The sequence below is a fragment of the Streptomyces sp. NBC_00464 genome, from assembly GCF_036013915.1.
In the GTDB taxonomy this organism is placed as follows: domain Bacteria; phylum Actinomycetota; class Actinomycetes; order Streptomycetales; family Streptomycetaceae; genus Streptomyces.
The window spans coordinates 591,658-607,164 of sequence record NZ_CP107899.1; the positions used below are offsets into that span (position 1 = coordinate 591,658).

Annotated in this window: 14 protein-coding genes; 3 read left to right on the plus strand and 11 right to left on the minus strand. The window is 70.2% G+C overall.

What is annotated here, in order from left to right; translation table 11 throughout:
• Positions 1-233 precede the first annotated feature (233 nt).
• From OG912_RS02565 to OG912_RS02575, 3 genes are all read right to left on the minus strand, one after another.
• On the minus strand, positions 234-1,583 hold the full coding sequence (locus OG912_RS02565; protein WP_327707958.1) for a hypothetical protein: 1,350 nt from the start codon (positions 1,581-1,583) through the stop codon (positions 234-236).
• A gap of 150 nt (positions 1,584-1,733) precedes the next feature.
• Positions 1,734-2,114: a PPOX class F420-dependent oxidoreductase gene (locus OG912_RS02570; RefSeq protein WP_327707959.1), complete on the minus strand. Its 381-nt coding sequence runs from the start codon at positions 2,112-2,114 to the stop codon at positions 1,734-1,736.
• A 57-nt stretch (positions 2,115-2,171) separates the two neighbouring features.
• A complete protein-coding gene (locus OG912_RS02575) occupies positions 2,172-2,441 on the minus strand; it encodes a helix-turn-helix domain-containing protein (protein ID WP_327707960.1) in 270 nt (89 codons plus the stop codon).
• Positions 2,442-2,482: 41 nt separating this feature from the next.
• On the opposite strand from OG912_RS02575, the gene map reads away from it, so the two are divergent.
• Complete coding sequence (gene map, locus OG912_RS02580; protein WP_327707961.1) at positions 2,483-3,250, plus strand: type I methionyl aminopeptidase; 768 nt, start codon at positions 2,483-2,485, stop codon at positions 3,248-3,250.
• 31 nt (positions 3,251-3,281) lie between these two features.
• On the opposite strand, the gene OG912_RS02585 is transcribed toward map, so the two are convergent.
• Together OG912_RS02585 and ggt are read right to left on the minus strand one after the other, a co-directional pair.
• Positions 3,282-4,127, minus strand: coding sequence for a glycoside hydrolase family 75 protein (locus tag OG912_RS02585; protein ID WP_327707962.1), 846 nt, complete (start codon positions 4,125-4,127; stop codon positions 3,282-3,284).
• A gap of 159 nt (positions 4,128-4,286) precedes the next feature.
• Entirely contained in the window at positions 4,287-6,089 is a 1,803-nt protein-coding gene (ggt, locus tag OG912_RS02590) for a gamma-glutamyltransferase (RefSeq protein ID WP_327707963.1), read from the minus strand.
• A 104-nt stretch (positions 6,090-6,193) separates the two neighbouring features.
• Here ggt and OG912_RS02595 point away from each other — a divergent pair, with 104 nt between their 5' ends.
• Positions 6,194-6,937 (plus strand): hypothetical protein, encoded by a 744-nt coding sequence (locus OG912_RS02595; RefSeq protein WP_327707964.1) that lies wholly within the window; start codon positions 6,194-6,196, stop codon positions 6,935-6,937.
• A 175-nt stretch (positions 6,938-7,112) separates the two neighbouring features.
• Here OG912_RS02595 and OG912_RS02600 read toward each other — a convergent pair whose 3' ends face one another.
• From OG912_RS02600 to OG912_RS02625, 5 genes are all read right to left on the minus strand, one after another.
• A complete protein-coding gene (locus OG912_RS02600; RefSeq protein ID WP_327707965.1) occupies positions 7,113-8,141 on the minus strand; it encodes a LacI family DNA-binding transcriptional regulator in 1,029 nt (342 codons plus the stop codon).
• A 504-nt stretch (positions 8,142-8,645) separates the two neighbouring features.
• Entirely contained in the window at positions 8,646-9,734 is a 1,089-nt protein-coding gene (gene rhaS, locus OG912_RS02610; protein WP_327707966.1) for a rhamnose ABC transporter substrate-binding protein, read from the minus strand.
• Between the two features lie 59 nt (positions 9,735-9,793).
• The gene (locus tag OG912_RS02615) at positions 9,794-10,825 is read right to left on the minus strand and encodes an ABC transporter permease (RefSeq protein ID WP_327707967.1); all 1,032 of its coding nucleotides are present in this window, start codon (positions 10,823-10,825) and stop codon (positions 9,794-9,796) included.
• On the minus strand, positions 10,818-11,876 hold the full coding sequence (locus OG912_RS02620) for an ABC transporter permease (protein ID WP_327707968.1): 1,059 nt from the start codon (positions 11,874-11,876) through the stop codon (positions 10,818-10,820). Before OG912_RS02620 ends, OG912_RS02615 begins: the two co-directional genes overlap by 8 nt.
• Complete coding sequence (locus OG912_RS02625; RefSeq protein ID WP_327707969.1) at positions 11,873-13,402, minus strand: sugar ABC transporter ATP-binding protein; 1,530 nt, start codon at positions 13,400-13,402, stop codon at positions 11,873-11,875. Before OG912_RS02625 ends, OG912_RS02620 begins: the two co-directional genes overlap by 4 nt.
• Before the next feature lie 349 nt (positions 13,403-13,751).
• On the opposite strand from OG912_RS02625, the gene OG912_RS02630 reads away from it, so the two are divergent.
• Entirely contained in the window at positions 13,752-14,018 is a 267-nt protein-coding gene (locus OG912_RS02630; RefSeq protein ID WP_327713326.1) for an FGGY-family carbohydrate kinase, read from the plus strand.
• Positions 14,019-14,176: 158 nt separating this feature from the next.
• On the opposite strand, the gene OG912_RS02635 is transcribed toward OG912_RS02630, so the two are convergent.
• Entirely contained in the window at positions 14,177-15,247 is a 1,071-nt protein-coding gene (locus OG912_RS02635) for a PP2C family protein-serine/threonine phosphatase (RefSeq protein WP_327707970.1), read from the minus strand.
• Between the last annotated feature and the right edge of the window lie 260 nt (positions 15,248-15,507).

Below are 15,507 nucleotides of genomic sequence, written 5' to 3' on the forward strand. Positions count from 1 at the left end.
AGCTGCTCCTTCGACGCGGCGTCAGAGAGCCTCTTGGCGTTTCTACGCCCGTAGACACGTGCGTAGAGGAGAACGTAAGCCCCGTCACACGGCGGGGCAAGACCATCGCCGTGAACCGGCGGAGTCGATCACGTTTCACACCCGTGCGGTCCATTGTCCGGGGTGGGCCGGATGGCCCTACGGGCTCGCGGGAATCAAGGTGCCGCTTCCCCGCAAACCCCGAACGAGAGGCCCTAGCCGATGCCCGCGACACGCAGTGCGTGCTCGACGTCGCGCTCCCGCGCCTCGGACACCGTCCGGGCCGCCGCGAGCAGCTGCGGTACGAGGTGGCGCGGGTCGCTCTCCGCGATCCTCGCCGCGTCCTGTGGTGTGCGCACCCGGACGAAGGCACCGAGCAGCGCCTGCGCCTGGGGGCCGCGGCCGGCCCGGTCCAGGGCGACCACCGCATCGGCGATCTCGGCGGCGGGCCGCGCCACTCCCTGACTCAGCAACTCCACGCAGTCCTCCGGGCGCCCCGCCGCGGCCAGGGCGTCCGCCGCACCCGCGAGCTCGTCCGGGGGCAGCGAGGACACCTCCCACAACAGGGTCGACCAGTCCGCGCCGAGCCCCGCCCGGTGGAGTTCGACGGCGAGGGCCGGCAGCAGACCGGCGGGCCGGCCCGCGGCCTCGCAGAGCACGCCGTGCGCCTCACCGCTGCGGCCCTGCGACCTGAGCCGGACCAGGGTCGCGACGATGGCCCGCGCGGTGTGGAGCGCGGCCGGGTCCGGAGCCGCCGCGGCAGGCCCGGCCGGGCTGCTGTCCGCGTCCGGGGCGCCGCCGAAACGGGCTCCGCGGGGCAGGGCGGCCGCCATGGGCAGGACGGGTGCGGCGGCCACGGGGGTCTCGTCCTCGGCCTCCAGCCCGGCGAAGCGTGCGCCCCGCGGCTTCTTGCGGAGCGGTTTGCGCGCGGGGGCCGGCGACGGCCCGGGGGGCCGCTGCGCCGCCGGGGCCGGTTCGGGCTCGGCGGGTGGCCGCACGGTGGCGGGCTCCGGTACGGCGGCGGGGTCCGTTACGGGCCCCGGCGCGTGCTCCTCCTCCGTACGGAACCAGCCCGTCGGGACCGCCACCGCGGCCAGCCTCCGGCGCAGCTCCGTGCAGCGGGCCGACGCCCGGGCGTGGTCGTCGCGGGCCCAGGCGACCGCCTCCGCATCCCTCGCGTCCACCTCACCGCCCGCCCGGACAACACTCAGCCGCCGGGCGGCGCCGGCCTGTTCCCGCAGCATCAGCTCCAGCCGCTCCAGCAACTGCTGTCGCCCGCCGGGGCGTCGGTCGTGGGCGACGGCGGAAGCCGCGTAGAGCTCGGCCGCACGCACCGACTCGTGCTCCGCGAACGCGGTGCCCCGCACCGACGCAAGGTCCGCGAGGAGCGATTCCATGACGTCCCAGGGGGGTATCTCGAAACCCGCCAGACAGGCCCGCATCCCGTCCGGGTCGCGTCGGCAGAAGACCCCGTACCACCCCCGCCCGGGATCGAGCAGCGCTGTCATCTCCCGCAGATAGCGCGCGAACTCTCCTATGGACACAGCATGCTGATGCACCGTCATCGTCGCCCTAGGCCGCCGTCGTCTGGAACCTTCCAGTCCGCAGGCATTCGACCGCAGCCGTGTTACGGGACGGCTACGCGCACTTTTCGGCCCGGGTGCGAGAGGCGCACGAACGGGGCCGCGAGCGCCCCGCGGCATCCGGCCCGGGACTCAGAAGGTGATGGCGATCCCGGTGTGCGGCCGCTTGCCGAGCCGGACGATCATCGCCGGGTAGTCGAGCAGCCAGTACTTCCAGGTGTACTTGCGGCCGATGACCCGGCGCACCGCGGCCGTGCCCCGCTCGTCGAGCAGCCTGCCGGTCCCCTCGGCGCTCGGGGCGCCCTCCGCGATCCGCCCGCGCACGTCACAGACGGTGACACGGACGCGGCTGTCGTTGCGCAGCCGCTTGACCTTCCACGAATCGCTCTTGGTCCAGACGAACAGCTGATCCCCGTCGGCCGCGGCCCATACCGGCGTGGCGACGGGCGTGCCGTCCTTCCGGTACGTGGTGAGGCTGACGTACTCACTGCGGGCGAAGTCCTGGAGGCTCATGACCCAACCCTACGCAGGGGCCGCCACCCTCCCCTCGGCCGCCCGGCACCCCTTCCGCTACCCGGCGAGCGGGACGGTGTCCGGCTCCGGGGCGCACCGAGGGAGCAGCTCGTCCATGGAGAGGCCGAGTGCCCCGGCGAGCGCCGCGACGGTGAAGAAGGCGGGGGTCGGGGCGCGGCCGGTCTCGATCTTGCGGAGCGTCTCGGCCGAGATGCCGGCGCATCCCGCGATGTCGGCCATGCTGCGGCGGCCACGCGCCTCGCGGAGCAGCCGGCCGAGCCGCTCGCCGCGCAGGCGCTCTTCAGGGGTGAGAGGAGTTCGAACCATGCCGTCATTCTAATACCGCTCGGACCGGTATAGTAATTGGCATGGTGCAGCTCAAGACAGACACATCCATCGAAGCCATGCGCGAGGCCGGCCGGGTCGTGGCGCAGTTGCTGACGGCCGCGCGCGAGGCGGCGGCCGTCGGCGTCTCGCTCCGCGAGCTCGACGAAGTGGCCCGCGGGGTCCTGCGCGAGGCAGGGGCGGGATCACCGTTCCTGAACTACCGGCCGCATTTCGCGCCGACCCCCTTCCCCGGCGTGATCTGCGCCTCGGTGAACGACGCGATCGTGCACGGCATACCGAACGATCTACGGCTGCGTGACGGCGACCTGGTGAGCATCGACGGGGGCGCGACGCTCGACGGCTGGTGCGGGGACTCCGCGATCAGCTTCATCGTCGGCCGCGCCCGGCCCGAGGACACCCGCCTCGTCGAGACGGCCTTCGAGGCGCTGGAGGCGGGCATCGCGGCGGCCGTCGTCGGCAACCGCATCGGCGACATCGCGCACGCGATCGGCACGGTCTGCCGCACGGCCGGCTACGGCATCCCGGACGGGTTCGGCGGCCACGGCATCGGCCGGTCCATGCACGAGGACCCGGGCGTCCCCAACGAGGGACGGCCCGGCCGCGGAATGCCGCTGCGACACGGCATGGTGCTGGCCATCGAACCGATGCTGATCGCCGGCGGCCATGACGAGTTCCATCCGGACCGGGACGGCTGGACCCTGCGTACGAACGACGGCAGCCGGGCCGCTCATGCCGAGCACACGGTGGCCATCACGGACGACGGCCCCCGTATCCTGACCGCCCTCTGACGGCCTTCGACCGGGAGGGTTCCCGTCCCCGTCAGTTCTTCCGCAGGAACTCCCTGGCAAGGGCGTCCCCGGCGGTCACCGCCGCGCTGTGACTTTCGATCGGTGCGACGACGGAGTCCTTGAACAGGATGTACGTGACGCCGGAACCGGCACCGCCGGTCTTCGGGTCCGGGTCGATCCCGAGCGCATCGGCGGTGGCGTAGGAGGCCTCTCCGATGATCCCGGCAGGTCCGGTGTCACCGACGACGGCGTACTCCACCTTGCCCGCGTGGATGACGGCGGCGACGCTGCCGCCCCCGATCCCGGCGCTGCTGAAGTCCCAGAGCGAACTGCGGCCCGGCACCACGACGTACGGGAGCTTCTCCGCGTCGAGCGGCCGGTCGCCGGAGGTGTGGAAGGCGGTGTCGCCCTGGAACGACGGGTCGGTGTCCGCGTTGCATGCCTTGGTCACCTCACCGTCGCAGTCGAGGTCCAGATCGGCCTTCCAGAACACGGCGCCGTTCAGGCCGCACACCGGCACGGAGGGCGAAGTCCCCTCGTCCGTACGGTAGAAGCCGTTCGAGATCTGCTTGCACGCCGACACCTTGGCCAGCAGCTCGGCCGCGCCGACGGGACCTTCCCCGCCGTCGGCAGAGGCGGGGGTGGGGGTAGGGGTAGGGGTAGGAGTGGGAGCAGGCGAGGCGGCTTCGGACGGTCCCTCGTCGGGCGCCGGACGGGCATAGGACGCGGGCGTGAGCCGCACCGGAACCGGATACGCCTTCCGCACCGGCGTGAACGCGTCGGTGCGGAAGGCCGGGCCGCCCCGGGCTGCCGGTGTCAGGGATCCCGACGCGAGCAGTGCGGCGCCGGAGACCGTGGCGAGGGCAAGCGTTCGCATACGCACCGTGGGGTGCCTTTCCGTGAGGAGTCTTTCCCTTGCTGACATCAGCCAAGACGCCCCCCGGCATGCCCCCGTCGAGGCGACGGGGCCGGCCCGACGCGCAGCTCCCCGCGTCCGACCGACCCCGCCCGTACCACTACTGACAAGTCATCAGCTCTACCCGGCAGGCCTCACCACCATGGCCGAGCCGCCGCCCCGCCGCTCCGTCTCGGCGGCTGCGAGCCACCGCCCGTCCGGGAGCCGCTGCACGCCCGTCGCCGCCCCGATCTCCGGGTTGGGCTTGAAGACGTGCCCCAGAGCCTCCAGTTGTGCCCGTACCGGGCTGTTCCACAGCCCCGGTTCGAGCTCCGTCGCCGCCGCGTTGCGCTGGCTGGCGCGGGGTGCCGCGATGGCGTCCACCAGCGGCAGACCCCGGTCGACCACGCCGACCAGGGACTGGAGCACGGTCGTGATGATCGTGGCGCCGCCCGGCGACCCCAGGGCCAGCACCGGCTTCCCGTGCTTCAGCACGACGGTCGGGGAGATCGAGGACCTCGGCCGCTTCCCCGGACCCGGCAGGTTCGGGTCGTGGACGGCCGGATTGGCCGGCGCGAACGAGAAATCCGTCAGCTCGTTGTTGAGCAGGAAGCCGCGCCCCGGCACCGTGATGCCGCTGCCACCGGTCTGCTCGATCGTCAGGGTGTACGCGACGACATTGCCCCACTTGTCGGCGGTCGTGAGGTGCGTGGTGTTCTCGCCCTCGTACGTCGTCGGGGCAGCCGTCCCACCGGCGGCGCAGTCTGCGGGGTGGCGCGGGTCACCCGGGGCGAGCGGGCTGGTGAGCACCGCGTCGTCCTTGATCAGGCACTCCCGCGAGTCGGCGAACCGCTGACCGAGGAGCTCCTTCGTCGGTACGTCCTCGAACGCCGGGTCGCCGACCCAGCGTCCCCGGTCGGCGAAGGCGATGCGGCTCGCCTCGATGTAGCGGTGCAGGTACTGCGCCTGGCTCGCCTTCGAAAGGTCGGTGGACTCAAGGATGTTGAGGGCCTCACCCACCGATGTGCCGCCGGACGAGGACGGCGCCATGCCGTAGACGTCGAGACCGCGGTAGGCGACCTTCGTGGGTGCCTGCCGCAGCGCCCGGTAGGAGCGCAGGTCCTTCGTGGTGAGATCGCCGGGACGGACCACCCGGGCCGACGCGGGGTCCACGGGGGGATTGCGTACGGTCCGCACGATGTCCTCGGCCAGCTTGCCCCGGTAGAGCGCATCGACCCCCTTGCTGCCGACCTCTTCGTACGTACGCGCCAGGTCGGGGTTCTTGAAGACCGAGCCGACCACCGGGAGCCCGCCGCCCGGCAGGAAGAGCTTCCGGGTGGCGGGGAAGTCGGCGAACCTGGCCTGGTTGCCCTCCGTCTGCGAGCGGAACGTCCCGTCGACGACGAAGCCGTCGCGGGCCAGGCGCTCGGCCGGTTTCAGGACCTGCCGCAGCGACTTGCTGCCCCAGGCGTCCAGCGCGGCGTCCCAGGTGGCGGGGGTGCCCGGCGTGCCGACACCGAGGCCGCTGGTGACGGCGGACTCGAACGCGAGGGGCTTCCCGTTCTCCAGGAAGAGCGAGGAGTCCGCGCTGCGCGGCGCGGTCTCGCGGCCGTCGATCGTCTCCACCGTGCGGGTGCGGGCGTCGTAGTGCACGAAGTAGCCACCGCCGCCCAGCCCTGCCGAATACGGCTCGGTCACCCCGAGGGCCGCCGCGGTCGCGACAGCCGCGTCGACCGCGTTGCCGCCCTTGCGGAGCACCTCGATACCGGCGGCCGTCGCGTCGGCGTCGACACTGGAGACCGCTCCCCCGTACCCCACCGCGACGGGGGACTTGGGTGGCGGCGACGCCGACGGGGCGGACGAGGACGGGGCTGCTGCCCCGACCGACACGACAGCGGCGAGAACACCTAACAACGACACATTCCGCGCAACGGAACGCCTCATGCGCACCTCCAGTGAAGGATTGTCCGCGCAGGGTAACGCCGCTCCGGCCGCCCCGTCAGGTCCGCCTCGAACTTGAGGCCGAATGCCCGCTAACATGCCCGCCCATGACTGACGACGTACGCAACATCGTGCTGGGCGTGATAGCCGCCGGCATCAGCGCCGCCCTCGGCTGGCTCGCGCGCACCTACCTCTGGCGCCGCAAGCTCCGCCGCAAGCAGGCGTTCTTCGGGCTGCCGGGGAACTCGGAGTGCCTGCTCGTCGTCAACCGCGACGCGGGCGGTGACGGCGCCGTCCACCGGCACGACGTCTTCGCCCTGCTCGAACTCTCCGCGCTGATCAAGGACTGCTCGGCGCATGCCCAGATCCTGTCCCACGACATCTCGCAGCAGGGGTTCGGGGAACGGACCGAGTTCTGCGTCGGCGGCCCCGTTTCCAACCGCCGGATGGCCGCGCACCTGCACTCGCTGCTGCCCGGCGTGAAGGTCAACACCGATGCCGAGCCGGGCCCGGACCGCAACGCCTTCCAGATCGGCTCGGAGCGCTACCGGGTGGAGAAGGGCGTCGCCGAGTACGTGGTGCTGGCCCGCCTGACAGCAGGTCAGGAGGCCCGCCCGGTCTTCCTGTTCTGCGGCCAGCAGGCGATCACCAACCAGGCCGCGTCCCGCTATCTGGCCCGCAACTACGAGCGCCTGGCCCGCAAGCACGGCAACAACACCTTCTGCCTGTTGCTGAAGGTGGTCAACTCGCAGGCGTACGGCCCCGATGTGGTCGAGCTGGTGGCCGATGTGACCCGGGCCGCGCAAACACCGGTCCCACCGCCGCGGACCTCTCACCGCGCCGGCGGCTGATGGTGACCTCTAGCCGGACCCGGGAAGCGCCGGCATGACCACGCGGGCGAAGCTTCTGCCCGCTCCCCTTGCCGGGGCAGTCGGGCTGACCGGCTGCGGTGAGCCGGGCGGCCGACAGCGGCGGCGGGGCCGTCCCTCGCCCTACGGCCCGGGCTCGCAAGTCATTACAGCCCGGTCAGTGCGCAGTCATACTTGAGCGCCGCACCACCAACTCCGGCTGCAGAAGCACGTGTTCGTGTCGGTGCTCGGACGCGCGGTCTCCGGTCTCCTGCAGCAGCAGCTCGGCGGCAAGGGTGCCCATGGTGGCGGCCGGCCGGCGCACGGAGGTGAGCGGCACTGTGGCCGCGGCAGCGAACTCGATGTCGTCATAGCCGACGATGGCCATGTCCTCGGGCACCCTCACCCCTGCCGCGTACAGCGACTGGAGCACGCCGAGCGCCAGCAGGTCGTTGGCGCAGAACACCGCAGTCGGCCGCTCCATGAGCCCGAGCAGACGTGCACCGGCGTCACGTCCCGCCGCAACGTCGAGGCGACCGACGGGCAGTTCACGCATCGACTCCGGCGGCAGGCCCGCGTCGGCGAGTGCCGCCCGAGCTCCCGCGCTCCGGTCCTGGATCTGCTTGAGGCGGGCAGGACCACTCACGAACGCAATGGCACGGTGACCGGAAGACACCAGGTGCCGGATCGCCAGGGCGCCACCGGCCACGTCATCGACGGCGACCGAGCAGCCTTCCTCTTCACCGCCCACCCGGTCGATCACAACGAACGGAATACCGTGGCGGCGGAACTCCCTGAGTGTGTGCCCGCTGAGATCTGCGGGGGTGACAAGCGCGCCGCGGACGCGCTGCTGCGCGAAGAGGGCCAGGTAGTCCATCTCCTCCTGCGGGCTCTGTCCGCTGTTGCAGACCATGACGCCCAGCTCCGCCTCGCGGACGGCGTGCTCGGCGCCACGCGCGATGTCGACGAAGAACGGGTTGCCCATGTCGAGGACGAGCAGGGAGATGATCCTGCTGCGGCCCGCCCGCAGTTGGCGGGCGGACTCGCTGCGCACATAGCCCAGACGGGTGATCACCTGCTGGACGTGGCGTCGGGTCGGGGCGGAGACCCGGTCCGGCTGGTTGAGCACGTTGGAGACAGTGCCGACGGACACTCCGGCCTCTCGTGTGACGCTCTTGATCCCGATGCTCAGCCGGGTGCCCGTCATGCTTCTCTCCTGCGCCGGTCACGTGCCGTCGCCGCACCGTCGGCATGGCGCGCAACAGCGACGTAAGGGATTCATCATCCCGGGAACGGGATGCGGTGGATTTCATGCCAGGGGGAAGACCTCGGTGAGCGAGCGCGCTGCGACGTCCGGAGACCGGCCCTCCAACTCCTCGAAGAGGCAGCTCATTCCAACCTGCCGGCGAGCGCTGACGTCGGTGGCTTGCATGGCGGCGGGCCGCTTCGAAGTCCTCGGTCTCCAGGCAGTCGACGAGCAGACGGTCTTCGTGCGGGAACAGCGAGTGGTCGTACCTGTGGGCGGCAGTCAGTGCCTCGCGCATCTCCCGCCGGACGCGCCGGTGGCGGCGCGGAACTCGTCGATCCGGTCGGCCTTGGCCTTGGCCTTGAGCAGGAAGCGGACGCGCTGCATGAATGTCATGCCCTCTTCCGGTATGGGATGCCGGGATGCCGGCCGTGCCCCGGCCGGCATCCCCGGCGGTCGTGCGAATCAGAACGTGAAGTCGTCGATGTTGGCCTTGTCGAAGACGGTCGGCTTGCCCAGGGAGACGAGGCCGTCCTTCCCGATCCTGAACGATCCCAGGTCGCCGGCCTTGAAGGTCTCCCCCTCCTTGCCGGAGATCCGGCCGGACTCCAGGGCGACGGCCGTGTGGGCGGCGAGTGCACCGAGCTTGGCCGGGTCCCACAGCTCGAAGCCCTCGACGGTGCCGTTCTTGACGTAGGCGCGCATGTCGTTCGGCGTGCCCAGGCCGGTCAGCTTGACCTTGCCCTTGTACTTGGACCCGGAGAGGTACTGGGCGGCCGCCTTGATCCCGACGGTGGTCGGGGAGACGATCCCCTTCAGGTTCGGGTGCTCCTGGAGGAGGCCCTGGGTCTGCTGGAAGGACTTCTGGGCGTCGTCGTCGCCGTAGGCCGTCTTGACGAGCTTGATGTCCTTGTACTCGGGCTTCTTCAGCTCGTCCTTCATGAAGTCGATCCAGGTGTTCTGGTTGGTGGCCGTCTGGGCCGCCGAGAGGATCGCGATCTCACCCTTGCCGCCGATCTGCTTCGCCAGCAGCTGCACCTGGGTGCGGCCGAGATCCTCGGCACTGGCCTGCGAGACGAAGACGTTGCGGCAGTCGATCTTCGTGTCGGAGTCATAGGTGACCACGCTGACGCCGTTCTTCATCGCCTGCTTCAGCGCCGTGCACAGGGCACCCGGATCCTGGGCGGAGACGGCGATGGCGTCGACCTGCTGCTGGGTGAGGGTGTTGACGTAGGAGACCTGTCCGGAGGTGTCGGTGCCGCTGCTGGTGCCGACCTCCTTGTACGTGGAGCCGAGCTGCTCCAGGGCCTTCTTGCCGCCGTTGTCGGACGTGGTGAAGTAGGGGTTGTTGACCTGCTTGGGCAGGAAGGCGACCGTGAGGCCCTTCTTCGTCGCGGCGTTCGGATCGGCCTTGCCTCCGGTGGCCGCCCCTGCGACCTCCTTGGCGGCGTCCTCCTTGGTAGTGCCGCCGCACGCTGTGGCACCGACGATGAGGGACGTGGTGAGAGCGAGCGCCGCGGTGAGGCGGCGTGTTCCGGCAGTGGCGACGGACATGGGGTCCTACCTTTCGATGTGCGACGTGTACGAGGTGCGGGGAAGAGGCAGGCTGCGCGCTACGAAGGGGCGGGGGACGGTGCCGGTGGCCCGGCCGCCGTCTTCTTCCGCGCCCTGGCCTGGGCGATCTGGCGGCCGACACGCGGGGCAAGCACGGAGATCACGAGCAGCACGCCGGTGACCACGATCTGGGACTGCGCCGAGACGTTAAGCAGGCTCATCACGTTCTGCAGCGATCCGATGAGGAACACTCCGGCGACGGCGCCGCCGAGGGTGCCCTTGCCGCCGTCGAAGTCGATGCCGCCGAGCAGTACTGCGGCGATGACGGACAGTTCAAGGCCGGTGGCGTTGTCGTAGCGGGCGCTGGCGTAGTGCAGGGCCCAGAACACGCCGGTGAGCGCCGACAGCAGACCGGTTGTCACGAACATGGACAGCTTGAGCCGCTTGACTCGGATGCCGGAGAATCGCGCCGCCTCCTCGCTCGCTCCGATCGCGAACAGTGAGCGGCCCACCGGCGTGGCGTGCAGCACGAGCACGGCGATCGCGAGCAGTGCGAGGAACGGCACCACCGCGTACGGAATGAAGGTGTCGCCGATGCGGCCTGCGCCGAAGTCGAGGTACTGGGTGGGGAAGTCGGTGACGGAGTCGGAACCGAGGACGATCTGCGCGATGCCACGATAGGCGGCCATCGTGCCGATGGTGACGGCCAGCGAGGGAAGGCCGAGGCGGGTGACGAGCAGCCCGTTGATGAGCCCGCAGACGATGCCGAGCGCGAGACACAGCGGAATGATCGTCTCGATGGCCATGCCCTGGTTCCACAGGGCGCCCATGACGGCACCGGACAGGCCGGCCGTGGAGCCCACCGAGAGGTCGACCTCGCCGGAGACGACCAGCATCGTCATGGGCAGCGCGATCAACGCGATGGGCAGCGTGTTACCGATCAGGAACGAGATGTTCAGCGCGTTGCCGAAGTTGTCCACGAAGGAGAACGAGCAGAGCAGGAGCACGATGAGCAGCACACCCACTGCGGTGTCCCAGCGCACCGCACTGCCGAACCGGGCAGCTACGGACGTCTTCTGAGTCTCAGGCATGGCGGGCGCTCCTCATCCGGGCGGCCTTCTTGCGCAGTACTCCGGCGACCCGCAGAGCGAGGATCCGGTCGACGGCGATGGCGAGCAGGAGCAGAACGCCATTGATCGCGGTGACCCAGACCGAGCTGACGCCGATCGCGGGGAGCACGCTGTTGATGGAGGTGAGCAGGACGGCTCCGAGGGCTGCACCGTAGACAGTGCCGGAACCGCCGGTGAAGGCGACGCCGCCGACCACGACGGCGCTGACCACGGTCAGTTCGTAGCCGTTGCCGGTGGCGGAGTCGACGTTGCCGAAACGTGCGAGGTACAGCGCCCCCGCGAGTCCGGCGAGCGCACCGCACAACATGTATGCCGTCATGATGCGTTTGCGTACGGGGACGCCGGCGAGAACGGCGGCCTCCGGGCTGGAGCCGAGCGCGTACATGTCCCGGCCGCTGCGGTAGTTGCGCATGCAGTACCCGACCGCGAGCAGGGTGACGACGGCGATAAGTGCCAGGTAGGGCACCACCCAGAGGCCTTCGTGTCCGAAGTCGACAAAGGCGTCGGGCAGGCCGTCCGCGGTGATCTGGCTGGAGCCGACCCAGATGGAGTCGATGCCGCGCACCACGTACAGGGTGCCGAGGGTGACGACGAGAGCGGGGACCTTGCCGAGGCTGACCAGGGCACCGTTCAGGGCACCGAAGAGCATCCCGAGGGCGACCGCCAGCAGCACTGCGACCATCGCATTGCCGCCGCTCTGAAGGTAGTTCCCTGCAGCGAAGGCCGAGATGCCCAGCACCGATCCGACCGACAGGTCGACGTTGCGGGTGATCACGACGACGGCTTGGCCGACAGCTACCAGCACGAGGATGGTGGCGTTGAGCATCAGGTCCTTGATGCCCTGCTCGGAGAGAAACTCTCCGTTGGAGATCTGCGTGGCTCCGAGCATCACGACGAGGACTGCCGCAACGGCCAGTTCGCGGGCTCGGAAGACCTTGGCGATGAACTTCGACGAGGCGGTGGCCTGCGGCGCAGGTGAGGTCCGGACCGGCTGTTCGGTGGTGGCGCTCATGCGGCGTCCCTCCCCCGGGCTGCGCGGCCCGTCGCGGCCGCCATGACGCCTTCTTCGGTTGCCTGTGCACGGGGAATCTCGGCAGTCAGCCGGCCCTCGTGCATCACCAGCACGCGATCGGCCATTCCGAGGATCTCCGGCAGGTCGGAGGAGATCATCAGCACCGCCACTCCCTCGGCCGCGAGTGAGGACAGAAGTCGGTGCACCTCGGCCTTGGTGCCGACATCGATGCCGCGCGTCGGTTCATCCACCATCAGCACCTGGGGCTTCGTGGCGAGCCACTTGGCGAGTACGACCTTCTGCTGGTTGCCGCCGGAGAGCGTTCCCACGACGTCGGCAAGTCGGGCGTACTTCACCTGGAGTCTGACCGCCCAGTCCAACGAGCGGCTGCGCTCGGCCTTCCGGTTCATCAGACCGGCGCGGGTGGTGTCGGCGAAGCCGGTGAGGCCGATGTTGCGCTCGATGGACATGTCCATCACCAGTCCCTGGGCCCGGCGGTCCTCCGGTACGAGTGCCAGGCCCGCGGACATCGCCATACTGGGGGCGCCTGGCCTGAGTTTCTGTCCGAGCACCTCGACCTCACCTCCGTCGAACCGGTCCACGCCGAACACGGCGCGCGCCACTTCGCTTCGTCCGGCGCCGACGAGTCCCGCCAGGCCGACGATCTCGCCTCGCCGTACTTCGAAGGAGATGTCGGTGAAGACTCCTTCGCGGGTCAGCCGCCGCACGGTGAGGGCAACCTCGCCCGGCTCGGTGTCCTGCTTCGGATAGAGCTCGTCGAGATCGCGGCCGACCATCCGGCGCACGAGGTCGTCCTCGGTGAGTCCGTCGAGGAGTTCACTGCCGATCAGGGCGCCGTCGCGCAGGGTCGTCACGCGCTGGCACAGCTGGAAGATCTCTTCCAGGCGGTGTGAGATGAACAGGACTGCGGCACCCTGCTCACGCAGCGTCTTTACGACTCCGAACAAGCGGGCCACTTCACTGCCGGTCAGCGCCGCGGTCGGCTCATCCATGATCAGGACTCGTGCGTCGGAAGAGAGCGCCTTGGCGATCTCGACGAGTTGCTGGTCCGCGATGGACAGGCCCCGCGCCGGCTGCTCCGGATCCAGGTCGACGCCGAGCCGTCCGAACAGATCGGCGGCGGCCTGCCTGATCGCGCCGTGATCCACACGCCCGAGGGAGCGGGACGGCTGGCGGCCCACGAAGATGTTCTCCGCGACGGTCAAGTCGGGGAAGAGCGTGGGCTCCTGATAGATGACGGCGACTCCGGCGTCCCGGGCACCGGCCGGGCCGTGGAACTCCACCGGTGTTCCGTCAAGAAGGACCGTGCCGGTGTCGGGGCGGTACACCCCGGCAAGAGTCTTGATCAGAGTGGACTTGCCTGCTCCGTTCTCGCCGGCGAGCGCGTGCGCTTCTCCGGCGTACAGCTTCAGGGAGACACCCCGCAGGGCTCGCACAGCGCCGAAAGACTTGCTCACCCCCTCCAGCGCGAGCACCGGAGCAGTATCCGGTTCGGGTTGCGTCATGAGTTCTTCTCCATCGTTTGCCAGGGGTCCGGGCCCACCGGGACGGGCGGGAAGAGTCGGGGCACGCTGCGCGCTGTGGTTGAGATCAGCAGGCCTGAAATGTTTCAGCTGAGTTGCCCGGAAGCTAGCCAGTGGCGCCGCACAGGTCAAGAGCGTGACCGGATCTCGGTGCACACGATGCGGCACGACGGACCCTTGACGGGGCTCGACCCCCTTGATCTGTGCAGTAGGGCGCCAGGTTCACGGGGAGGACACCACCAACGACACGATTTCGTAACGCGGATGACCATCGGACCGACCCCTTGACAGGCACCGCAGCGGGGATTAGTTTCTGAATAAAAATGAATCGATTCATCTCGCCACTCGATGCGACGCCCCCGCCGCGGCACTCCTGGCCGGCGCCTCCGAGGCGACCCCGTTCACCGCCCTGATCGACCCGGACGCCCCGGAGTTCATGGCGCCCGGCGACACGCCCACCCGCATCAGCGGCTTCTGCGCACGCACCGGCCGGCCACGCCCGTCGACACAGGGCGAGACCGTGCACTGCATCCTGGAAAGCCTCGCGCTCGCCCACCGCCGCACCCTGCACGATGCCGCGTGTGTCGGCCTCGGCTGAGCACCTCAACGTCCGCACGGCCCGGAGGGAACGCGGCTGCCGCCCTCCTCGGCGCCCGCGTCACCGACGCGGCGTGCGCCACCACAGCCCGCGCCACGGTGAGTCCTCGAACCCCCGAGCTAGCCCTTGTCCGCGTTTGATCGCACGATGGCCGGCGGTCACGACACCCGCTCGAACTGGAGCAGCAGGAGTGCCGAGTCGTCGTCACTGCCGCCGCCCGTGTGCCGGTCCACGTCGGCGCGCAGCTCCTGCAGCGCCCGGACCGGACCGGGGTGGGCGAGCGGGCCCCCGGCGCGGTCCTGGACGGGGTAGAACTCGCCCTGTTCATCGCGGGCTTCGCTGAGGCCGTCGGTGTAGAAGAGGATCCGCTCATCGGGGGCGAGGACGACCCGGGCAGCGGTGGGGCATGCGGGGTCGAGGCCGCAGAGGCCGGCCAGGCCCAGAGGCAGTGCGTGCTCGGAGGGCTCGGCGACTTCGAGGCGCCCGTCCGCGCGCCGTATCAGCGGAGCGGGGTGGCCGTAGTTCAGCAGGTCGACCGATCCGTCATGGCGGGCCTCCGCGATGACGCCCGTGACGAACCGCTCTCCGTCCGTCAGGGATTCGAGGGCCTCCTCGATGCGCGGCGCGATCTCCCGCAGGCCGAGTGGGCCGCGTGCCGCTTCGCGGAAGGTGTGCAGGACGACCGCGGCGGTTCGTAGCGCCTCGATGCCCTTGCCCTGGACATCGGCGATCATGACGCGCAGTCCGTCCTCGCAGGGCACAGCCTGACAGAGGTCGCCGCCGACCCTCGCGGACTTGGTGGCGGACAGGTACGAGTCGGCCAGCGTGAGCGGACCGACCTGAGCCGGCAGCGGGGGAACCAGGACGTCCTGCACGGCCTCCGCAACCTCCCGTACATCGACCAGGTCCCGTTCGGCCTGCCGGCGGACCCTGCTCACATAGCAGGCTGCGGCCGTGACGAAGGCGATCCCGCCCAGGGCCACCAGCATCCTGGTGTTCCCGAAGTGGCTGTCGATGAGCGCGCTGATCAGGCAGAGCGCGGCCGAGAAGGCTCCCACGCCCAGGACGGTCCGGGAGGTGCCGCGAGCGGCTGCGAGGGCGGGCCCGGCCGTGTAGAAGGGGAGCAGACCGAATCCCGGGCCCGCGAGGATCGAGGCCGTCGCCACGATCCCCATCGCAGCCACAGGAATCACCCATGGGTGATGGGCCGTGGTCGTCTGGGCGAGCATCTGATCATCCTTCCCTGGAGGCCGGACTTCACCGAGGCCCCACCGAGAGGCCGGACTTCACCGAGGCCCCACCGAGAGGCCGGACTTCACCAAGGGGCTGGACTTCACCAAGGGCCCGGATCCTCCGCGCGGCTGCCGGGGCAGCGGTACATGACCCTGCCGTGCGTTCCGCCGTCCGGCGCGAAACGGCGCCGCAGTCCGGAGCGGAGCGGCTTGCCGTCTGACGTACCAGCCTAGGGTGCCCGCCCCCCGGCGTCACG

Excerpts from the sequence above, each read along its gene's own strand:
- OG912_RS02565 (WP_327707958.1), bottom strand. The coding sequence starts at position 1,583 with ATGACGGTGCATCAGCATGCTGTGTCCATAGGAGAGTTCGCGCGCTAT.
- OG912_RS02570 (WP_327707959.1), bottom strand. The coding sequence starts at position 2,114 with ATGAGCCTCCAGGACTTCGCCCGCAGTGAGTACGTCAGCCTCACCACG.
- OG912_RS02575 (WP_327707960.1), bottom strand. The coding sequence starts at position 2,441 with ATGGTTCGAACTCCTCTCACCCCTGAAGAGCGCCTGCGCGGCGAGCGG.
- map (WP_327707961.1), top strand. The coding sequence starts at position 2,483 with ATGGTGCAGCTCAAGACAGACACATCCATCGAAGCCATGCGCGAGGCC.
- OG912_RS02585 (WP_327707962.1), bottom strand. The coding sequence starts at position 4,127 with ATGCGAACGCTTGCCCTCGCCACGGTCTCCGGCGCCGCACTGCTCGCG.
- ggt (WP_327707963.1), bottom strand. The coding sequence starts at position 6,089 with ATGAGGCGTTCCGTTGCGCGGAATGTGTCGTTGTTAGGTGTTCTCGCC.
- OG912_RS02595 (WP_327707964.1), top strand. The coding sequence starts at position 6,194 with ATGACTGACGACGTACGCAACATCGTGCTGGGCGTGATAGCCGCCGGC.
- OG912_RS02600 (WP_327707965.1), bottom strand. The coding sequence starts at position 8,141 with ATGACGGGCACCCGGCTGAGCATCGGGATCAAGAGCGTCACACGAGAG.
- rhaS (WP_327707966.1), bottom strand. The coding sequence starts at position 9,734 with ATGTCCGTCGCCACTGCCGGAACACGCCGCCTCACCGCGGCGCTCGCT.
- OG912_RS02615 (WP_327707967.1), bottom strand. The coding sequence starts at position 10,825 with ATGCCTGAGACTCAGAAGACGTCCGTAGCTGCCCGGTTCGGCAGTGCG.
- OG912_RS02620 (WP_327707968.1), bottom strand. The coding sequence starts at position 11,876 with ATGAGCGCCACCACCGAACAGCCGGTCCGGACCTCACCTGCGCCGCAG.
- OG912_RS02625 (WP_327707969.1), bottom strand. The coding sequence starts at position 13,402 with ATGACGCAACCCGAACCGGATACTGCTCCGGTGCTCGCGCTGGAGGGG.
- OG912_RS02635 (WP_327707970.1), bottom strand. The coding sequence starts at position 15,247 with ATGCTCGCCCAGACGACCACGGCCCATCACCCATGGGTGATTCCTGTG.